Annotated in this window: 18 protein-coding genes and 1 tRNA gene; 11 read left to right on the forward strand and 8 right to left on the reverse strand. The window is 39.5% G+C overall.

Going from position 1 to position 21117, the window contains the following annotated elements; genetic code table 11:
* Nucleotides 1-2 precede the first annotated feature (2 nt).
* Nucleotides 3-1946, reverse strand: a complete 1944-nt coding sequence (locus C8P64_RS15625) for an alpha-1,4-glucan--maltose-1-phosphate maltosyltransferase (protein ID WP_108173037.1) — start codon at nt 1944-1946, stop codon at nt 3-5.
* Between the two features lie 227 nt (nt 1947-2173).
* On the opposite strand from C8P64_RS15625, the gene C8P64_RS15630 reads away from it, so the two are divergent.
* A complete protein-coding gene (locus C8P64_RS15630) occupies nt 2174-3157 on the forward strand; it encodes a hypothetical protein (RefSeq protein ID WP_108173038.1) in 984 nt (327 codons plus the stop codon).
* Nucleotides 3158-3189: 32 nt separating this feature from the next.
* Here the strand turns inward: C8P64_RS15630 and C8P64_RS15635 are convergent, their stop codons facing one another.
* The gene (locus C8P64_RS15635; RefSeq protein ID WP_108173039.1) at nt 3190-3819 is read right to left on the reverse strand and encodes a c-type cytochrome; all 630 of its coding nucleotides are present in this window, start codon (nt 3817-3819) and stop codon (nt 3190-3192) included.
* Between the two features lie 153 nt (nt 3820-3972).
* Here C8P64_RS15635 and C8P64_RS15640 point away from each other — a divergent pair, with 153 nt between their 5' ends.
* Nucleotides 3973-4437 (forward strand): RNA methyltransferase, encoded by a 465-nt coding sequence (locus C8P64_RS15640; protein ID WP_108173040.1) that lies wholly within the window; start codon nt 3973-3975, stop codon nt 4435-4437.
* A gap of 5 nt (nt 4438-4442) precedes the next feature.
* Here C8P64_RS15640 and C8P64_RS15645 read toward each other — a convergent pair whose 3' ends face one another.
* Nucleotides 4443-5888, reverse strand: coding sequence for a nicotinate-nucleotide adenylyltransferase (locus C8P64_RS15645; protein WP_108173041.1), 1446 nt, complete (start codon nt 5886-5888; stop codon nt 4443-4445).
* 183 nt (nt 5889-6071) lie between these two features.
* On the opposite strand from C8P64_RS15645, the gene C8P64_RS15650 reads away from it, so the two are divergent.
* Nucleotides 6072-7571, forward strand: a complete 1500-nt coding sequence (locus C8P64_RS15650; RefSeq protein WP_108173042.1) for a carboxypeptidase-like regulatory domain-containing protein — start codon at nt 6072-6074, stop codon at nt 7569-7571.
* 53 nt (nt 7572-7624) lie between these two features.
* The gene (locus C8P64_RS15655; protein WP_108173043.1) at nt 7625-8074 is read left to right on the forward strand and encodes a VOC family protein; all 450 of its coding nucleotides are present in this window, start codon (nt 7625-7627) and stop codon (nt 8072-8074) included.
* On the opposite strand, the gene C8P64_RS15660 is transcribed toward C8P64_RS15655, so the two are convergent.
* On the reverse strand, nt 8071-9609 hold the full coding sequence (locus C8P64_RS15660) for a SulP family inorganic anion transporter (protein WP_108173044.1): 1539 nt from the start codon (nt 9607-9609) through the stop codon (nt 8071-8073). The genes C8P64_RS15655 and C8P64_RS15660 overlap by 4 nt on opposite strands.
* 247 nt (nt 9610-9856) lie before the next feature.
* On the opposite strand from C8P64_RS15660, the gene era reads away from it, so the two are divergent.
* The 3 genes from era to C8P64_RS15675 all read left to right on the forward strand — a co-directional run bounded on the left by era (nt 9857) and on the right by C8P64_RS15675 (nt 14996).
* Nucleotides 9857-10744 (forward strand): GTPase Era, encoded by an 888-nt coding sequence (gene era, locus C8P64_RS15665; protein WP_108173045.1) that lies wholly within the window; start codon nt 9857-9859, stop codon nt 10742-10744.
* Nucleotides 10745-10821: 77 nt separating this feature from the next.
* The gene (der, locus tag C8P64_RS15670; protein WP_108173046.1) at nt 10822-12126 is read left to right on the forward strand and encodes a ribosome biogenesis GTPase Der; all 1305 of its coding nucleotides are present in this window, start codon (nt 10822-10824) and stop codon (nt 12124-12126) included.
* Between the two features lie 101 nt (nt 12127-12227).
* Complete coding sequence (locus C8P64_RS15675) at nt 12228-14996, forward strand: outer membrane beta-barrel protein (RefSeq protein ID WP_108173047.1); 2769 nt, start codon at nt 12228-12230, stop codon at nt 14994-14996.
* Here the strand turns inward: C8P64_RS15675 and nhaA are convergent, their stop codons facing one another.
* Nucleotides 14997-16319: a Na+/H+ antiporter NhaA gene (gene nhaA, locus C8P64_RS15680; protein ID WP_108173048.1), complete on the reverse strand. Its 1323-nt coding sequence runs from the start codon at nt 16317-16319 to the stop codon at nt 14997-14999.
* A gap of 292 nt (nt 16320-16611) precedes the next feature.
* Between nhaA and C8P64_RS16565 the strand changes: the two genes are divergently transcribed.
* Nucleotides 16612-16761 carry a hypothetical protein gene (locus tag C8P64_RS16565; protein WP_170106676.1) on the forward strand — a complete coding sequence of 50 codons (150 nt, stop codon included), beginning with the start codon at nt 16612-16614 and terminating at the stop codon, nt 16759-16761.
* Between the two features lie 197 nt (nt 16762-16958).
* Complete coding sequence (locus C8P64_RS15685; protein ID WP_108173049.1) at nt 16959-18158, forward strand: NAD(P)/FAD-dependent oxidoreductase; 1200 nt, start codon at nt 16959-16961, stop codon at nt 18156-18158.
* 104 nt (nt 18159-18262) lie between these two features.
* On the opposite strand, the gene C8P64_RS15690 is transcribed toward C8P64_RS15685, so the two are convergent.
* The 3 genes from C8P64_RS15690 to C8P64_RS15700 all read right to left on the reverse strand — a co-directional run bounded on the left by C8P64_RS15690 (nt 18263) and on the right by C8P64_RS15700 (nt 19039).
* Nucleotides 18263-18547 (reverse strand): GIY-YIG nuclease family protein, encoded by a 285-nt coding sequence (locus C8P64_RS15690; RefSeq protein ID WP_108173050.1) that lies wholly within the window; start codon nt 18545-18547, stop codon nt 18263-18265.
* A gap of 85 nt (nt 18548-18632) precedes the next feature.
* Entirely contained in the window at nt 18633-18917 is a 285-nt protein-coding gene (locus C8P64_RS15695) for a GIY-YIG nuclease family protein (RefSeq protein ID WP_108173051.1), read from the reverse strand.
* A 49-nt stretch (nt 18918-18966) separates the two neighbouring features.
* Nucleotides 18967-19039, reverse strand: a tRNA-Phe gene (locus C8P64_RS15700).
* A 104-nt stretch (nt 19040-19143) separates the two neighbouring features.
* On the opposite strand from C8P64_RS15700, the gene C8P64_RS15705 reads away from it, so the two are divergent.
* Together C8P64_RS15705 and bamG are read left to right on the forward strand one after the other, a co-directional pair.
* The gene (locus tag C8P64_RS15705; protein WP_108173052.1) at nt 19144-19875 is read left to right on the forward strand and encodes a type III pantothenate kinase; all 732 of its coding nucleotides are present in this window, start codon (nt 19144-19146) and stop codon (nt 19873-19875) included.
* A complete protein-coding gene (gene bamG, locus C8P64_RS15710; protein ID WP_108173053.1) occupies nt 19872-21116 on the forward strand; it encodes a BamG family beta-barrel-assembly machinery protein in 1245 nt (414 codons plus the stop codon). Before C8P64_RS15705 ends, bamG begins: the two co-directional genes overlap by 4 nt.
* Nucleotide 21117 lies beyond the last annotated feature (1 nt).

Genomic DNA, 21117 nt, shown 5'->3' on the forward strand with positions numbered 1-21117 from the left:
TTTTAATTTTTGTGAATTCTGAATAGGTGAAATGGCATTCCCGGATGTAATTCCACATAGCACCATTCCTGGTCCCAGTTGTAAGAATTACCCGTTATAAGGTCTTCTAAGGTAATAGATTGTCCAAAATCAAGTCCCAGTTCATGTCTTGGTACTTTCACCGAAGCTTGCTTGGAGTTGTATGGATCCAGGCTTAGCACCATTAGAGTATGGTTTTCCCTGGCCTCGTCATATTTGTAATAGGCCATCATGCCGTCATCATGGATCTCGCAGAATTGTATATTATTGGTTTGCTGCAGGGAAGGATTGGTTTTCCTGGCCTGGTTGATCCTCGTGATCACCCGCATGAGTTTATTCTCAGCCTTCCAGTCCCAGTGTCTTACCTGGTATTTTTCTGAATCATAATACTCTTCCTTACCCGGAACCGCGTCTGAGATCATGAATTCGAAAACGGGACCATAGATCCCGGTATTGGAGCTTAAGGTCGCGGCAAGGAAATATCTGATCATATACATCGACTCATTTGCTCCCTGCAGATGAAATGGATTAATATCTGGAGTATTAGGCCAGAAGTTAGGCCTAAAATATTCTTTAAGGTCTGTTTTGGTTAGTTCATTTACATATTGGGTAAGTTCATGCTTAGAGTTCCTCCAGGTGAAATAGGTATAAGACTGGGTGAAGCCCTGTTTGGCCAGTTGTTCCATGATCTTTGGCTTGGTAAAGGCTTCCGAAAGGAACAGCGTATCTGGATGTTTCTTTTTTACTTCAGCAATTAACCAGCCCCAGAAATAAAAGGGTTTTGTATGCGGATTGTCTACCCTGAAGATATTGATCCCAACTTCTTCTATCCAGTAGAAAACGATATCCCGAAATTCATTCCACATCTTTTTCCATTCCTCAGATTCAAAATAAATGGGAAGTATATCCTGGTATTTCTTCGGCGGATTCTCGGCATACTGAATACTGCCATCGGGCCGCCATTTGAACCATTTAGGATGCTGCTTTACATAAGGATGATCTGGCGCCGCCTGTAGCGCGAAATCCATGGCTATCTCTATGTCCAGGTCTTTAGCCCTGTTCACCAGAGATTTGAAATCTTCTAAATTTCCCAGTTCCGGGTGCAGATCTTTATGTCCGCCTTTTTCTGAACCAATACCCCAGGGAGATCCTACATCTCCGGGTGCGGCATCTGTCGCGTTGTTCTTTCCTTTTCTATTCACTTCCCCAATAGGATGCACCGGCGGGAAGTAAAGAACATCGAATCCCATTTCAGCAATACGCGGAAGTATATTTTCGCAATCTTTAAAAGTACCATGTTTGTTCTCTTCAGGAGATGAAGAGCGTGGAAAGAACTCATACCAGGTGCTGAATCTTGCTTTTTCCCTGTCTACATATACCGGAAATTTTTGAGATTCATAAGGAACCGCCTTGTGAGGATATTTCAGAAAAATATCTTCCAGTTCTTTATTCACGCAGATAGATACGGCTTCTTCATATTTTTCACTGTCCTGAAAGGATGTGATAGCACGCTTTACCAGTTCGGCTTCAGTTTTCGAGCATTTTTTAAGGATAGGTTTCAGTAATTCTGCTCCTTCCAGTAATTCAGAATTTACATGTTGACCGTCTTCGATCTTTTTTATAATACCATGCCGCCAGTTCAACCCATGATCTTCCCAGCCTTGGATGTAATATTCGTAATCTCCCTGTTTCTCAACGCTAAAATGTCCGCTCCAGCTATCATTAACCGTAGGATGCATTCGTGATTCATTCCAGCTTTTTTGTTTGCTGTGTTTGTAAAAAACTGATGCCTGTATAATATCATGGCCATCGCCAAAAATATCGGCCTCTACATTTACGATCTCATTTACCACTCTTTTAATGGCATAATCGCCACAATTCACCACAGGTTTTATATTCTCAATAACGATTCTGCTCTTTTCCAGCATATATGTCTTGTTTTATGTAATTCTTGATTAACCAGAATCTTAAATTTAATAAACTGAAATCTAAATACGCCTGTATTTTGAAACTTGTTTAAATTTTTGACAATTAATTAAGTTTTAAGAGGTTATATCTTCAATGTTATATTTTAATTCTTGGTGTTCTCATTAAAAATTAAGAATTTAGAGTACTCCCTGCTAATTTTAGAACCTACCAATCAAATTTTATAGATATGAAAACCAAGAAATTTATTTCAACGTTTACCCGTCTGTTTTTTCTGTTACTTTTTAGCTCCATGATCCTTGCTTGCCAGGATAAGGAGAAAAAAGATGCAGAGGAGAAAGATGAGGTTTCAGAGAGCACTGAACAAACAAAGGAAAAAAGCTCAGATGTGATCACCATAGTGACTAATGCTATGGAGTTCAAGACCAAGGATGAATGGAAATCTGGATGGAAAACGGTGAAGTACCGTAACAATTCTAACGAGACCCACTTTATCCTTTTCGATAAATATCCTGAAGGCAAGGGACTTGAAGATGCCGAGAAGGAAGTTGGTCCTCCGTTTCAGGAAGGGATGGATATGATCAACGCGGGTGAATTTGAAAAAGCAAATGTCGCTTTTGGGAAATTACCAGAGTGGTTCCAGCAAGTTGAATTTACCGGCGGAGTAGGATTAATATCTCCAAAAAGTACGGCGCAGTCAACATTTTACCTTGAACCCGGAACCTATATCATCGAGTGCTATGTGAAAATGGCTAATGGCGTTTTTCACAACACCCAGGGAATGGCCAAGGAAATTAAGGTTACCCAGGCTGATAGCTCAGATGTTGGGATAACAGCAGATTATACCATCAATATCGCAGCGAACGAAGGTATCGCCTTCGATGAAAGAGTTACACCCGGAGAAAAGATCTTCAAGGTTAATTTTGGAGAGCAAAAAGTTCATGAGAATTTTGTGATGCATGATGTGCATTTGGTTTGGATAGATGAAGGAGCAGATATTTCAAAACTTAACAGCTGGATGAACTGGGCAGATCCTAAAGGATTGCAGACCCCGGCGCCAGAAGGTTTCAGATTCCTGGGAGGTATGCAGGAAATGGCTCAGGGAGGAACCGGTTATTTTACTGCAGAACTCAGACCAGGGAATTATGCACTTATTGCCGAAATTCCAGATCCACAGAATAAAGGCTTCCTCAAAACCTTTACAGTGAAATAAAAATAAATCCCGCTTTTGCGGGATTCGTTTTTTTAAGCAGTTTTTAAACTATCGAGTTTATTAGGTGGAATGGGTGCCGGCACCGCATTTTCTACCGGCGTGGTACTTTGCAGGTATTTGAACATAGCTTCCAGGTCCTCATCAGATAATTTTCTGAAATTCTGCCAGGGCATAGGTGGTAGCATCATTCGGCCTCCCTTTTCTCCTTTTAATTTGCCTTCTCTCATGGCAGTTTTAAAACGTTCTACACTCCAGTTCCCAATCCCTGTGTCGTCTGAAGTTATATTGGCTGCAAAGGAAACTCCCCAGGGACCTACCCCCGCAGTAAAATCGTCATTAAATAACATCCATCCAGATTTAAGTGCTTCTGAATTGATAGGAGGAAGACTATCACCGGCATGATAACCGCTCAAAGCGAGTTCCGGGATCTCTTCCGGACCTCTTTCACTGAAAGTTTTTGGAGAATGGCAGTCGCGACAACCTATAGTTTCTACCAGGTATTCACCTCTTTTGATACTGTCATTCAAGGTCATTTTCTTTTGTTCTGGCACTGCCTTGTAATCTTTATGATTACAGGCAACCAGGAAAACAAGGGATAAGGTCAGGCTTAATCTTAACACAGAACTATCCCATGCTGTAATTTTAAATTTAGCGTGTAACATGTGAAAAATGAATTGGTTGATTGAAAATAAACTTACTTTAAATATTTGAAATTCAGAAAAATAGCTATCGAATTTCTTCTCTGTAAATAATATTTGAAATACTTGTAAGCAGGTATTTTAGGGATGAATCTTTAAGAATATTATTTTTGCCACATGGAAACAGATAATCTGAAACAGGGATTTTTTGGCATAGGTATTCAGAATGGAAAAACGCCCGAGAACCTGGGAGTGCTATGGAGGTCGGCGCAGAATATGGGAGCCAGTTTTATATTCACCATTGGGAACCGGTATTCCAAACAGGCTTGCGATACTCATAAGGCTGTGGGAGCAATGCCTTATTTTCATTATAAGACCTTTGAAGATTTTTATGCACACCTGCCTAAAGGAGCCATGCTGGTTGGGGTAGAGTTAACAGATGATGCCCAGCCGCTTGAAGAATTTAAACATCCAAGACGTTGTGTGTATCTATTGGGTGCTGAAGATCATGGCTTGTCTAATGCCGCGATAGAAAAAGCTCATTACCTGGTGAAATTCAGATCTAAGTTAAGCCTGAATGTATCTGTTGCGGGAAGTATAGTGATGTATGATCGGGGAATGAAAACAGAGTTTTCTACCTGATATTATTAGCTGTGAGAAGCCTTCTCTTTTGAGAACATATTCTTCTCCTTGATCATTTTAGCGGTAAGACCCGGAACCATTTTCTCCCATTCATGATTACCCTCGAGGATCATTTCGTAGACCTGTCTTGGATGGATATCTAAAGATTTTTCGTCATAATCTTCAATGTCGATAACCTTTCCGTTGTCTACAAAGAACTTGTAAAGTTCCTTCACCCTTGGATGTACTTTTAAAGTTTTGCTGGTGATGATCTCACCGGTCTTTTCATCTTTTATCGGGTAGAGATAAACCTTCAGACTTTTAAAGAATAATTTACCAAAGGCTTCCAGAATCCCACCACTTAAATGGCGGTAATATCTTTCATTGAAGATGTCTATCAGGTTGTCTACCCCCATTACCAGACCCAGTTCTTTTTTGGTATGTTGAGCGAAGTATTCAACCACTTTGTAATATTCCTGGAAATTAGAGATCATTACCGTTTGCCCGGAAGCGCATAAAAGATCTGCCCTGTCCAGAAAGTCCTTTTCATTAATTTCATTATCTCCTTCAGACTTCAAGTTGTTTAAGGTCATTTCAAAGATGATGACGGTCTTGTCTGGATCTACATTTTCCTGGTTAAGGAAGAGATTTCGAGCACTCAGGAACATATTCAGGTTAAGATTGGTAACCGGTCTAAAGCTACCTCTTAAAGTAAGTATATGTTTTTTATAAAGAACGTTGGCTGGTAATATGTTGTTACCTTCAGGAGAAAACATTACTGCTTCGGTAATTCCATTTTTCACGAGCTCAAGACTCATTAAACGATTGTCAACGTTTTTAAATACCGGTCCCTTAAAATTGATAGAATCTATTTCGATCTTATCCTTGCTTAAATGATCGTATAATTTTTTGATTAGTTCCTTAGGATCGTCACTTTGGTAAAAAGCGGCATAGATCAAATTAACCCCCATGATTCCCAGGCTTATTTGTTGCTGGGAAGCGTTGTTTTCATGAAACTGTACATGCAGGATGATCTCGCTATATGCCTGTTTTGGTTCCCGCTGAAATTTAATTCCCAGCCAGCCGTGACCCTTGTATTTTTTAGCCCAATCTATGGTAGCAACGGTATTGGCGTAACTAAAGAATAATTTATCGGGATATTTTTTCCTGGAGAGTCGCTGCTCTATAAGTTCAGCCTCATAGTCTATCATTCTTTTCAAACGTTCCACGGTCACATACCTGTTCTGTGGATCCAGACCGTAGATGGCATCGCTAAAATCCTTGTCGTAAGCACTAAGTGTTTTTGCTATGGTACCCTTGGGATTGCCAGCCCTGAAGAAATGCCGCACCGTTTCCTGTCCCGCACCTATTTCTGCGAAGGTTCCGTAAATATTCTCATTCAGATTAAGTCTTGTACATTTATTCTGAATAGATAGAATATTTTCAAATTCATCTTCATTTAAGGCACTCATACTCGGGTGATTTTTTTGGTCATTGAAAGTTAGGAATATTAAATGTGCCTGCTATGCATTTTAAGTAATGTTTAAAACAATTTTTGAAGTTTTTCGGGTAATCCGGAAGATGAAAAATAGTCCTGGAAATCTCATTTTTGTAACAATTTGGCTGTTAGGTCGTTCTAATTTAAAACCATCGAAATGAAAAACGCATTCATATTTTGCTTCTTCTTTTTTCTAGTATCCACTTCAGGTTTTTCCCAGGAATTTTCAGGGAAAGTTATGGACGAACAAACGCGACAACCTATTCCTTTTGCTACGGTACAGTTTGCGAAAAACCGCGGTGTAATTACGAACGATGAAGGGTCATTTACGATAAACAGGCCGGTCTCTCAAATTGAGGAGTTGGAGATATCTTCTGTTGGCTATGAACTGAAAAAAGTAAAACCTTCAGAGGTCAGGGACAATGTGATTTATCTCAAAACACAAGTGATTCAGCTTGACGATGTTTTTTTGAGCGACAAAAAACTCACTGGAAGGGAGATCCTGGAGAAAGCTAAGGAGAGAGTGGCAGAGAATTATGATATTGGCACTATTCAGAAACGATTCTTTTTTAGAGAGTCTAATCTGAATAAGGTAAATAGGTTTGATCTAAAGGTCAAGGAAAGCAGTATTGAAGAGATAGATCAGGAGCTCATGGACAGCCTTTCTGCTAGTATCCCGAAAATCGTAAACTCATACAAGGAGTCGCTTGGGGACTTTTCAGGAAATTATTCTTCCCAGGAAATAGATCTGATAAAAGGAGCGAATCTTTATAATCCCCAAAGCACCGCTTCCCTGGATAAACTGCTGGAAAAACTGGACAATCTTTTTAAGGAGAACGTAAAACCCGATTCTTATTTCAAGATCAAATCTGGCCTGCTGGGGGTTAAAGTTGATGTTGATGAATTCGATATGGAAAATGATGACCCTAAAAAAGAACCTACCGCAAAGGAAATCGCTGAAACTGAAGCAAGGCAAAAAACCTCTGTGCTAGGAACAACAAATACTCATCTTAATTCTTTGCTGAATTACAGCTTCTGGAACGAGGATGGCAGCTTCGATCTTTTTGACAAACTAAGGAAATATGAATATTCCATAAAGGGATATACTTACCTGGATAATAACCTGGTGTATGTGATAAATTTTGAACCTAAAGGGAGCGCAGATTTTAAGGGACAGATCTATGTGGATACAGAAGATTACGGAATCCACCGGCTGGATTATGAAAATGTAAAACCGCTTAAAAAATTGCGATTATTTGGAATTAGCAGTATAGATGATGTCTACCAGGGGAAGATGATCTTTTCTAAAAATGCTTCAGGTAAATATATCCCCAAATACATGGAAAGGGAAGAAGGGGAAAGTATTGGGATCGACAGGCCATTAAAATTGATCGAAAAGAATAAAAATGTGGTTGGAAAGAGAAAACAGAATGAGCTGGACATGGATATTCTTATAAAAGTTAGTCAGCGGGATAAATATCAGCTTATCGTTTTTGAAGATTCCGAAGAAAGTTCAACTTCTGTTTCCGTTAAGAAATCTAAGGAGGATTTCGAATACCAGACCTTGAAAAAATACGACCCTGAATTCTGGGACGGTTATAATATCATGGAACCTAATTCGGCCATCAAGGAGTTTACCGCGATAAATGCAGAGTAATTGTCTGGACTTCAGAAAAAAGAGCTAATTTAAACGGGTATAATATACCTGTTATGAAACTACGTTATTTCGCTGTTTTTCTAATTTTCGGCTTTACTGCTGCTAAAGCACAAACCAATCCTTTCGAATTCAGGAAAGATCACGACGCTATCCTGGTAAAGGATATGGATGCTTCCGTAAAATTCTATAAGGAGGTATTAGGTCTTGAAGAGATCCCAATTAATGGCCTTCCCGATTATATCAGGTGGTTTCGCCTTGGTGATAAAGTTCAGATTCACTTAATAGAAAGCGAAGATATTCCTGAAACCATTAAAGGAGCTCATATGAGTTTAAGCACTGCGAAGCTCGGTGAACTCATGGCTTTCCTTGAAACTAACAGTATCCCCTTTGAGAACTGGCCGGGCGAGGCCAATACTACGAATACCCGCCCGGATGGTGTTAAACAAATCTACCTGCAGGACCCTGATGGATACTGGATAGAGATCAATAATAACAGTCTCTAGATCTTATCGGTCGCAACTTTATAGGTTGGATCTTCCAGGATATTCACCTCGATTAGGGCGTCTGCATTCTGTAGTAATCGTCTGCAGTCATTGCTTAAATGTCTTAAATGCACTTTTTTACCAACCTTGCTGTAACGTTGAGTTACATTATTAAGAGCTTCAATGGCAGACATATCGGCTACACGGCTATCCTTAAAATCGATGATGATCTCTTCAGGATCGTTTATTACATCAAATTTTTCCAGGAAGTTAGTGGTAGAGGCAAAGAATAGGGGGCCATATATTTCATAGTGCTTCACGCCATTCTCATCAATAGACTTTCGTGCTCTAATTCTCTTGGCGCTTTCCCAGGCAAAGAATAATGCCGAAAGGATCACTCCAACCAGAACTGCTAAGGCTAAATTATGCAGGATGACGGTTATTAACGCAACTATAATTACCAGGAAAATATCCTTCTTAGGAACTTTATTAAAGATCTTTAAGCTAGCCCACTCAAAAGTTCCAATTGCCACCATGATCATCACTCCTACAAGCGCAGCCATTGGTACCTGTTCTATGATTGGTGCACCAAAAAGTACGATTGCTAGAATGGTAAAAGCTGCAATTATTCCAGACAATCGGGCTCTGGAGCCAGCAGATAAGTTTACCAGGGTTTGAGCGATCATCGGGCAACCGCCCATTCCGAAGAAGAATCCGTTAAGTACATTCGCACCTCCCTGAGCAACGCATTCGCGGTTCCCATTGCCTTTGGTTTCGGTGATTTCATCTACCAGGTTTAAAGTAAGCAAGCCCTCGGTTAATCCAACAGCAGCCATGATCATTGAATATGGTGCAATGGTTTCTAAAGTTTCCCAGGTTAAAGGGATATTTGGAATATGAAAAGGTGGAAATCCTCCACTTACAGACGCGATGTCTTCTACTGTTTTAGTGTCTATTCCCAGGAAGTATACCAGTATAAATACTACGATAATTGCAACCAGAGAAGAAGGTACTGCTTTGGTTAGTTTAGGCAATAACACAACAATCGCTATAGTTAATGCGACCAGGCCTGCCATGATGTATAGTGAAGTTCCGGAAAGCCATACAATATCACCGTTTACCACAGTTTTAAACTGATCTAACTGCGACATAAAGATTATGATAGCCAACCCGTTCACGAACCCAAACATAACGGGATGAGGTACCAGCCGTATAAATTTTCCAAGCCTGAAGACGCCAATTACGATCTGAATTACACCGGCCAGGGCAACCGCGGCAAGTACATATTCTAAACCATTAGACTTCATCAAGGCAATTAATACAATTACGGTTGCCCCGGCACCACCGGAGATCATCCCAGGTCTTCCTCCGAAGATTGCCGTTATGAGACCCATGATAAACGAAGCATATAATCCCATTAGAGGAGGGAAGCCTGCTAAAATAGCGAACGATAGTGATTCAGGGATCATGGTCATCGCCACGGTTAACCCGGCAAGCACTTCCGTTTTGTAATTTACCTCTTGTTTAAAGTCGAATAAGTTCAAAACTTTTTTCATAATCAGTCTTTTTCAGCTTGATTTTAAGAAGCGGCAAAAATAGTTATTAAAAATAGAAGCGCAACCCGATTGGAATATAGATTGAAAAATTTATTAAATTATGATTTTCAGCTACTTATAATTTGTTATTTGGCAATAATGCCGATAAAAAGTTCAGTTTTGGAAGTGGCTGAGCCTCAATTGTTAGAAATTCAATAAAGATTAGGTAACAGAATCCAAATGAAATACCTTTGCAAAAATTATCATTATGGCGCATAAGGCCGGATTTGTAAATATTATTGGTAATCCCAACGTGGGAAAATCAACTTTGATGAACGCTTTTGTGGGTGAGAGACTTTCTATTATCACTTCAAAAGCACAAACTACCCGTCACCGTATCCTTGGGATCGTGAACGGGGAAGATTTCCAGGTGATCTTAAGTGATACCCCGGGAATCATCAAGCCTGCATATGAGTTACAGGCTTCTATGATGGATTTCGTGAAATCTGCTTTTGAAGACGCAGATGTTCTTATCTATATCGTGGAAATTGGAGAGCAGGGATTAAAAGATGAGGCATTTTTTAATAAGATCGCTCATTCTGAAGTGCCAGTTCTTTTATTACTGAACAAGATCGATAAATCTAACCAGGAGCAACTGGAAGAGCAGGTAAAATACTGGTCAGAAAAAGTTCCTACCGCAGAAATTCATCCAATATCGGCTTTAGAAGGCTTTAATGTTTCTGAAGTTTTCAACCGGATCATAGAATTGTTGCCAGAATCGCCGGCGTTCTATCCAAAAGATACGCTTACAGATAAACCGGAAAGATTCTTTGTAAATGAGATCATTCGGGAAAAGATCCTTATTCATTATAAAAAGGAGATCCCTTACAGTGTAGAGATCGAGACCAGTGAGTTTTTTGAAGAAGATGAGATCATCAGGATGCGAAGTGTGATCATGGTGGAACGTGAAACTCAGAAAGGTATCATAATTGGCCATAAAGGTTCAGCTCTAAAAAGAGTAGGAGTGGAAGCCAGAAAGGACCTGGAGAAATTCTTCGGAAAACAGGTTCATCTTGAATTGTACGTAAAAGTGAACAAAAACTGGCGTAGCGATTCAAAACAGCTCCGTAGATTCGGATACAACGATAAAAAATAAACTTTTCAGCATAATACAGGAGTAAAGCTAATTGGTTAAAAACCACTATTTTTGCTGCCTGAAATTAATATATAGTTATGGGCAATATTGTCGCCATTGTGGGTAGGCCTAACGTAGGTAAATCAACTTTTTTCAACCGACTTATACAGCGTCGTGAAGCCATTATTGATTCTGTGAGCGGGGTAACTCGTGACAGGCATTATGGGAAGTCTGACTGGAATGGAAAGAAATTTTCATTGATAGATACCGGTGGATATGTAAAGGGGAGTGATGATGTATTTGAAGCTGAAATCGACAAGCAAGTAGAACTTGCTATTGATGAAGCAGATGCCATCATTTTTATGGTAGATGTTGAAGACGGAGTAACTTCAATGGATGAAGAGGTTGCCAATTTGCTTAGAAAAGTGAATAAGCCTGTTTTGCTTGCAGTGAATAAGGTTGACAATAATAAACGCCTTGCTAATGCGGTAGAATTCTATGCCCTTGGTTTAGGTGAATATTTCCCAATCGCCAGTACCAATGGTAGTGGAACGGGAGATCTTCTGGATGCGCTTATTGAAGCCTTGCCAGAGATCGAAGAAGAGGAAGAATCTGAATTACCAAGATTTGCCGTGGTTGGGAGACCAAACGCCGGGAAATCTTCATTCATAAATGCCCTTATCGGGGAGGATAGATATATCGTAACCGATATCGCGGGAACAACCAGGGATTCTATAGATACCAGGTATAACCGTTTCGGTTTTGAATTTAACCTTGTAGATACTGCCGGGATTAGGAGAAAATCCAAGGTGAAGGAAAACCTTGAGTTCTATTCGGTGATGCGTTCTGTTAGGGCTATCGAGAACTGTGATGTTTGTTTGGTGGTTCTGGATGCAACCCGTGGATTTGATGGTCAGGTTCAGAATATTTTCTGGCTTGCCCAGAGAAACCATAAAGGGATCGTGATCCTGGTGAATAAATGGGACCTTGTAGATAAGGAGACCAATACCATGAAGGAATACGAGGCGATGATTCGTCGTGAGATCGAGCCTTTCACCGATGTGCCGATCGTATTTATTTCTGTATTAACCAAGCAAAGGGTTTTTAAGGCAATTGAGACGGCTGTTAAGGTCTTTGAGAATAGAAGCAAGAAGATCAAAACTCGTGAGTTTAATGATATCATGCTTCCTATTATCGAGAAAAATCCGCCGCCAGCTTATAAAGGGAAGTATGTGAAGATCAAATTCTGTATGCAGTTACCTACCCCGCATCCACAATTTGCTTTTTTCTGTAATCTTCCGCAATATGTGAGAGATCCTTATAAGAGATTCTTAGAGAACAAGTTGAGGCAGGAATTCGATTTTGAAGGAGTGCCAATTTCTATTTTCTTCAGAAAAAAATAAAGGAAGCTTAAACCTTTAACTAGATTTATAGTCATAAAGGCAGCCAATAATTTGCACGGTGAATTATTGGCTGCCTTTTTTTAATCTAACATGACTACTTAATGCGTTTTTACCTAAGCCTGCTGGGGATGCTTATCTCTGGTTTAACTTTCTCACAGGAATTTCAAATTACCGGGAAGGTTGTTGACGACTCTTCGAATCCCCTTGAATCTGCCACTATATATACCGAAAAGCCTACAGATAGTAGTTTGGTAAGCTATACCATTTCTGAAAAAGATGGCAGCTTCCTGCTGCAAGGAGTTACCAAATCACCGAAATTGAACCTTATTATTAGCTATAATGGTTATGCTCCGCATCAACAGGTTTTGACCGTTGAGAAAAACATGACTCTGGAGGATATCAGGTTAAAAATAGCAGATAATTCCCTGGATGAAATCACGCTAACGGCAACCCGGGCTCCTATTACCATCAAGAAAGATACACTGGAATTCAATGCTGGTTCCTTCAACACCAGGCAGGATGCAAACCTTGAGGACCTTATGAAAAAACTTCCAGGTGTTGAGGTAGACTCAGATGGTAATATCACCGTAAACGGAAAGCCAGTTTCAAGGATCCTGGTGAACGGAAAGGAGTTCTTTGGCGATGATCCAAAGATCGCTACTAAAAACCTTCCGAAGGAGATCATAGATAAGGTGCAGGTAACCGATACCAAAACCAAAAGCGAAGAATTTACCGGCAAAGCGGGAGATCCTGATAATAAGACCATCAATATTGAACTTAAGGAAGATAAGAATAAGGGATATTTCTCCAGGGTAACTGCCGGTGGAGGTACAGATGACCGTTATGAACTTAGTGGTATCGGGAATTATTTTAAAGATGATCTGCGGGTAAGCGTTTTGGCCAGTTCTAATAACATCAACAGCTCTGGGTTTAGTTTTGATGAGGTTTTTGATATGATGGGCGGGAATGCCCGTAGTGTAAGATTTAACAGCAATGGATCTTTCAGTATCAATGGGAATGGATTTGGGAGTAGCGGTGGCATCACCAAATCTGAAACCGCTGGGTTTAATTTCGTGAACGAATGGGATAACGATATGGAGTTGAGTGCCGATTATTTCTATGGAAAGAACGATACCGAAACCAGGACCAGGGTGGAACGGGAAAATATATTACCAGATTCACGTTATTTCGTGAATTCTGAAAGCTCCAGTAACCTGGTGAATGATAGTCACCGAGCAAACCTTCGTTACGAGGTAGAATTTGATACACTTACAAAGTTATCTGTGAGCCCAAGGATCAATGCCAATATTGGATTTTCGGTTCGTGACCGGGAAGAAGAGACCCTGGACGAGAATAAGGATCTTCGGAATGCTTCTTTTACTAACGAAATGGAAGATCTATCCAGTGCCGACTTTAGCAACAGAATAGATTTTATCAAGAGATTTGGAGCTGAAGGTTCCTATCTGCAAATTGATCTGGACCATTCCCATAGAAGGCAGGAGAATGATAATTTTTACTTTTCTGAAAGTATTTTCATCGCCGATGGAGGTGAGCAAAATGAGATCCAGGATCAATACATAGATCAGGACGAGAAGGAGAATTCTTTTGGAGTTGGATTTTCTAAGAGAAGTGTTCTCGCAGATAAATTATTCTTTGATCTCAATTATAGATTTTCTACTTCCAGTTCGAGGAATACCAGGAATGTTTTCGATGCGGTTGATGGCGAATATTCCAGTTTTAATGAATTGCTGAGCAACGATTTTAAGGTTAATAATTATAAACACACTCCAAATGCCGGTATAAATTATGAAGGAGAAAAATGGCGTGTAAATACTGAAATCGGGCTGTTAAGCACTACCCTTAAAACCGATAATTATATTGAAGCGATATCCTTTGATAATACCTTCAATAATATTTTTGTTGATGCTGATGTACGTTATTCTCTTGAAAGATCTAAAAGTGTGAGTGTGGGTTATAGCACCAGTGCAGATGTGCCATCGGTAAGGCAACTACAGCCGGTAATAGACCGAACCAATCCGCTAAATATCATCGTGGGAAATCCTTCCCTGGAGCCAACCTTTAACCAGAGACTGAGTCTTAATTTCAGGAATTTTGATTTCGCAACCCGAAGCGGATTCTTTACCTACCTGTATTTCAATTTTACCGATAACCAAATTGCCGCGACCAGCAGTGTTGATGATAATTTTGTAAGGCGAACCACGTATACCAATGTAGACGGGGTCATCAATGGAAACCTTGGTGGTTCTTATAGCAAAAGCTTTAAAAAGGATGAGCGCGAGCTTCGTATGAGGCTTAGAATGAATGCTGGTTATAATCACAATGTTGGTTTTATAAACGCTGTGGAGTATAATTCAGATCAATGGACCTTAAGTCCAGGTTTTCAACTAACCTACGCTATTGATGAATTGTTTGAGATCAATCCCGGATATGGCTTGACCTATAATGATATAAAATATGATATCAATAGTGGAAGAGATCAGAGTTATGTGAATCATAGTCTTTCCCTTGAAGCGACTACTTATTGGCCAAAAAATGTGGTTTTTGGAAATGATATCTCTTACAATGAATATGGTAATGTAGCTCCAGGTTTCGATAACACCTCCTTATTATGGAATATGAGCCTCGGTTACCAGTTTTTAAAAGAGAAGGCGACCTTGAAATTCAAGATTTATGATCTTTTAGACCAGAATGTTGATACCCGAAGATTAGTGGGTGATGATTATATTCAGGATGTGAATAATCTCATCTTGCGCCGTTATGGAATGTTAAGCTTCACCTATAAATTCAGCAGTTTTGGAGGTGCCGAATCCAAGGGTCGAAGAGGTGGCAACAGGATTATCAGGATGTAATTATTTAATTTGAATAATTCTCAAATAAAAATAACCTATGATTCCACCTAGCAAGGAAGCGAGGAAAACGCCTGCTTTAGCCTGGTTAAGATAGGTTTCTGAATCAAAGGCTAACTCTGTAATGAAGAGGGACATGGTAAAGCCTATAGACCCCAATATCCCGACTCCGTAAATATGTTTCCATGCTACCTCTCCGGGTAATTTTGAGACCTTAAAGAATACCATAAGCCTGGTGAAAAATACGATACCGATGAATTTTCCGAGGATCAATCCCAAAACGATCCCAAGGCTAATCGGTTTTAGGAAATAGGATAGGGAGTCTGAAGTAAAACTGACTCCCGCATTGGCAAATGCGAAGAGGGGCAGGACAACGAAGCTTACAAAAGGCTGCAGGTTGTGTTCGATCCTTTGAAGTGGCGGTGTAGCGTCCTGGGTAAGCAAGGTGTATTTTTCAATAATGTTGGAGACCTCCTCCTGGTTCTTTTCCGGAGACCGATCTGTTTTCCTGAACTGATTTTTGATCTGGTAAGACAACAATTTTGCCTTCCTCAAAAATAAAGGGGTGTTGATCTTCTTATTATTCGGGATGGCAAAAGCGGCCAGCACTGCGGCAATGGTAGCGTGAATTCCAGAAAGCATGGTAGCTAGCCAAAGTCCGCCAATACCCATTACCGCATAAAAAAGCATGTTCCTTATGTCTATGTAATTTGCCAGGATAAGAATCAGAAGAAAAAATAAACCTATTCCCAGGCTTTGCATGGATATCTGTTCCGTATAAAAGAATGCGATGACCAGTACGGCACCCATGTCATCTGCAATGGCAATTGCTGTAAGAAAAATTTTGAGCGAAACAGGTACTTTATCACCCAGGAGATAAAGGATGCCCAGGGCAAAAGCGATATCGGTGGCCATGGGAATACCCCAGCCTGAAATAGATTCTGTCCCAAAATTGAAAAATGTATAAATAAGCGCGGGAAAGAGCATTCCTCCTATAGCTGCAGCCACCGGTAAAATGGCTTCCCTGGGACTGGAAAGTTCGCCATACATGATCTCTTTTTTAAGTTCAAGACCAACCAGAAAGAAGAACATAGACATGAGTCCGTCATTTATCCAGTGTAACAGACTTTTGTTGATCACAAATTCATTTATACCAATATAGATTTGCTGCTCCCAGAATTCGTGATAATGATCTGCTAAAGGGGAATTTGCCATGCCTAATGCCAGCAAAGTGGAAATAATAAGGCTTATACCTACCGAGGTCTGCTTTTCTATGAAATTTTTGATGGGCAGGAGCAGGTAAACATCAATATTAGACTTTTTCATAACGCTGAATTATAGGTGGCCGAGATCGAAAAAATCTTAAGCGACCTTTAAAGTAGCTTATAAATTCTGTGTGTAATATGATAGAAATCATGATTATCTGTTAAGTCCTAATTGTCTGATATTTAATACCAAAGTGCGCTTTTTTCAGAATTTTTTATGAATTCTTTAGTGTTTAGGGGTTTATGCGATGTCCTACACCTATTATATCGTTAGTTCAACGAATTGTTTTTTAAAAACGCCTGTAACTCCTTATATTTAAGTGAATTGAGTATTAATATTAAAGCGGAAGATTATGGAAATTTTTACTGATTTTATTCACAATTACAATAACACCTTAAGAGGTCTTAGTATTTGGGGAAAGATCCTAGTTACTTTGGCTTTGGCGATGATTTTTGTTGCTATTATAGGAGCGATCGTAAATGTGATCTTGCTGAATGTCTAATATAACAATAGACTATTGAATACTTACCTTCATCCCCCGTTGACCATCTCGTTATATCTTCAATAGACGAGCAAATTTCTTTTTGGTCAATTTCAAATTAATAAATTTTTACATCTAAATTTTTATCCTGCTATGTAACCATGGTTACTGTGCAAATTCTCTTCGTGGCGTAAATTCATAGTATAAAATTCGAAGCCATGAAAACTGTAGTAATTGGAGGGAATTTCGCAGGTTTAACAGCCGCATTGGAATTAAAGAGAAAAGGAAAAAAAGAGCAGGAAGTTGTTGTAATAGACAAATCTACTGCCTTCCTTTTTATTCCGTCCCTGATATGGGTTCCATTTGGAAGAAGAGAGATCAAGGATATTTCGTTCCGCAAGGATGAACTTTTGAGAAAGAAAGGAGTCGAGTTCATAAATGCTGAAGCAATTAAGGTAGTCCCTGCAGAAAATCTCGTGGTTACCAGTAAAGGCGAAGTAAATTATGATCAACTGGTGATCGCTACCGGACCAAAGGTGAAATATGATGTTGCGCCTGGGATTAAGGAATATGCCCATTATATAGGTACTCCTAAAGGAGCCATGGAAACACGAAAAGCTCTGGAGAAATTCAAAAAAGATCCAGGTCCTGTAGTGATTGGGGCAACTCAGAATGCTGGTTGTATGGGTGCGGCCTATGAATTCTTGTTTAATGTTGAAAAATGGCTTCGTGAACAGAAGATCCGTGAAAAAGTGGATTTGTACTGGATCACTCCCGAAACCTTTTTAGGCCACTTTGGAATTGATGGAATAACAGGAGGGGAAACCATGTTGAAATCTTTTATGAAGATGTTCCATATTCATTACAGAACAGAAGTGGGAGTGAAGGAAGTATTTAAAGACAGGGTAGAACTGACTACCGGTGAAATTCTGCCTAGCAAGTTCACCATGCTGATGCCTCCATTTGTGGGAGTTGATTTTGTAACTAATTCTCCTGCTCTTCATGCTACCGAGGCAGGATACATTCCGGTAACTAATGGTTACAGGCACGTGGATCACCCCAACATCTGGGCGGCGGGAATCGCGGTAGATGTGAAATTGCCCTTCAAACCCGGTAAGATTCCGTTCTCTGGTCCTAAAACCGGTTATCCGTCAGATGAGACAGGAAAGATCGTGGCCGAGAATATTATCAGGTTGTCCAGAGGTAATACGAAACTAAAAGAAAAGGCGTGGGGTAAAATTCCCGGGATCTGCGTTATGGATGCGGGCAAAAAAGAAGTCATCATATTATCTGATACACTCTTTAAACCCAGAAAATTTGCGGTGATGATCCCAAACGTACTTTACGATTTTTCTAAAGTGCTCTTCGAAAAATACTTTATGTGGAAAACAAAACGAGGATTGTCTTATTTACCTTGATCATCGGTTAGATTTTTAAATCGAGGTATTAAAAAACCCCGAACTAAAAAAGTTCGGGGTTCTAAGGTGGTGCCTCCAGCCCCGAAGCATCGGGGGAACCAGGTTCAGGCTCTTTTTTCTAATATTTGATTTAAAATGGAGGGGTTGTTTATTACCTTTTCAATAAACGTCTTGCTTTTCATTCGTTTTATAAAACTCTCCAGATACAAAGCATTTTCCTTTGAATCTGTATTGAATGTCAATTTGATGGTCCAGTCATCAGCTGCATTCGTAAAGGCATTTTTAAAATGATGCTTATTATGGAGATCCAGACGAATATCGGCATCCGGTGTTTCTCCTGTATAATACTTATCTAGCCTTTCAGAATAGAGAATGTATAGGAAGTGCATAACTATAAAATTAAAAAACCCCGAACTAAAAAAGTTCGGGGTTCTAAGGTGGTGCCTCCAGCCCCGAAGCCTCGGGGGAACCAGTTCAGGCTCTTTTTTCTAATACTTGATTTAAAATTGAGGGATCGTTTATGACCTTTTCAATAAACTTTTTGCTTTTCATTCGTTTTATAAAAATTTCCAGAAAGACAGCATTTTCCTTTGAATCTGTTTGAAATTTCAATTTTATGCTCCAGTCGTCAGCTGCATTCGTAAAGGCATTTTTAAAATGATGCTTATTATGGAGGTTCAGCCGAATATCTGGATCAGGTGTTTCTCCTGTGTAATACCTATTTAATTTTTGGGAATAGAGAATGTAGAGGAAGTGCATTGCTATAAAATTAAAAAACCCCGAACTAAAAAAGTTCGGGGTTCTAAGGTGGTGCCTCCAGGAATCGAACCAGGGACACAAGGATTTTCAGTCCTTTGCTCTACCAACTGAGCTAAGGCACCAGTTGCTTTGTTAAGCGGTGGCAAATATAATTTCATTTTTAGGAACTCACAAAGGAAATTTTAAAAAAATGCTTTTGTATTTTAGCTTTTCTAAGAAAATCTGAATGAATTTAGTCATCGATGCCGGAAATACTTCAGTAAAGACTGCTGTTTTTCAAAACAATAGCTTGCTGGAAAAGCAGAATTTCCAGAAAGAAAATTTTTCAGAAGAATTTCAAAAGATTCTAAAAAAGTATCCTCAAATCAACAAATCCATCATTTCAAGTGTTACTTCCGGGGAAAATGAAATGATTTCTGAGGTCAAAAAAGCATTTCCTGTGCTGGAATTGAATAATTCTACCCCGGTCCCTTTTGAAAATCGATACGCTTCGCCTGAAACTTTAGGAAAAGACAGGATCGCTTTAGTCGCTGCGGCGGTAAATTCCTTTCCCGGTAAAAACGCTTTGATCATCGATGCCGGTACCTGTATAACTTACGACATTAAAACCGCAGAAGAAATTTACTTAGGTGGGGCGATTTCTCCTGGTTTGAACATGAGATTTAAAAGTCTGCACAAGTTTACAGCGAATTTGCCGTTAGTTATTCCGAAGCCGGAAGCCGAATTAATAGGTAATACTACTCAAACCAGCATCTTATCCGGAATTATTAATGGAATTAAAATGGAATTAAAAGGAACAGTAGAATCCTACAGCGCTCAATTTGAAGATTTAACAGTAATTTTTACAGGTGGGGATAGTCAAATTTTGTCTATACCATTAAAAAATAGCATATTTGCCAACTCAAATTTTTTGTTAGAAGGACTTAATTTCATTCTAGAATTTAACAATACTCAATGATAAAACGATTTATAGTAATCGTAGCTTTATTTTCAGGTTTTATAGCCGAAGCACAGGAAAACGTTTCTTCGCCTTATTCATATTACGGCATTGGTTTAACTAATTTTAAGGGTACCGTAGAGAATAGATCTATGGGAGGATTAAGTATCTTTGCAGATAGCATCCATATAAATATGCAGAATCCTGCTGCTTACGGAAGGTTAAAACTTACAAATTATGCGGTAGGAGCCAGTCATGATAGGATCAAATTGGAAACCGAAAGCGCCAGTGATAACGCTAAGATCACTTCGCTAGATTATCTTTCGTTAGCTTTTCCGGTTAGCGATAAGGTAGGAATAGGTTTGGGTGTTTTGCCTTATACCTCTGTAGGTTACCGCATCCTTGATATGGAAGAAGGTTCTGCTAGTTTACTAAATGGTAGAGGAGGTATGAACAGGGTTTTCCTTTCTGCCGGATGGGCTGTGACCAAGGATTTAAGTATTGGTGTGGATGCCGATTATAACTTCGGGAATTTTCAGAATTCTCAAAGTATAAATCGTGAAGACTTGCAATATGGGACTACAGATGTAAATAGGTCTGATATTAAAGGATTTACCTTTACCTTTGGAGCTAATTACCAGAAGGACCTTTCTGAGAAGTTGAGATTGCATGTTTCTTCTACATATGCGCCGGCAATGGACCTGGATTCTGAGAATTCCAGGGCTATTTCTACCGTTGATTTTTCTAATGGTGGCGGGCGTGTGATAGATTTTAGAGAACTGGATCTCAGCGATACCCAGTTTGAGTTTCCTTCAAAACTTAGCATAGGAGCAGGTCTTGGAGAGCTGAATAAGTGGTTTGTTGGGGCAGAATATGCCAGTGTAGGATCTTCTTCTTATGAAGATAGTTTTAGTTTTAGAGGGGATAATGGGGAATATGAAGATGCTTCACAATTATCTATTGGAGGATTTTATATTCCACAATATAATTCATTCTCAAGTTACTTTGAGAGAGTTGTTTACAGGGCTGGATTCAGATATGATCAGACCGGTCTAATAGTAAATGAAGAATCGATAAATGAGTTTGGCATGTCTTTTGGATTAGGTTTGCCAGTTGGATCGAACTTCTCTAACATTAACCTCGGAATCGAGCTTGGACAAAGAGGAACCAAGGATTCGGGATTAATTCAGGAGAACTTTTTAAGACTGTCAATAGGACTTTCTTTAAATGACAAATGGTTCACGAAAAGAAAATTTGATTAAC

It is taken from the genome of Christiangramia gaetbulicola, from assembly GCF_003054225.1.
Classification (GTDB): Bacteria; Bacteroidota; Bacteroidia; order Flavobacteriales; family Flavobacteriaceae; genus Christiangramia; species Christiangramia gaetbulicola.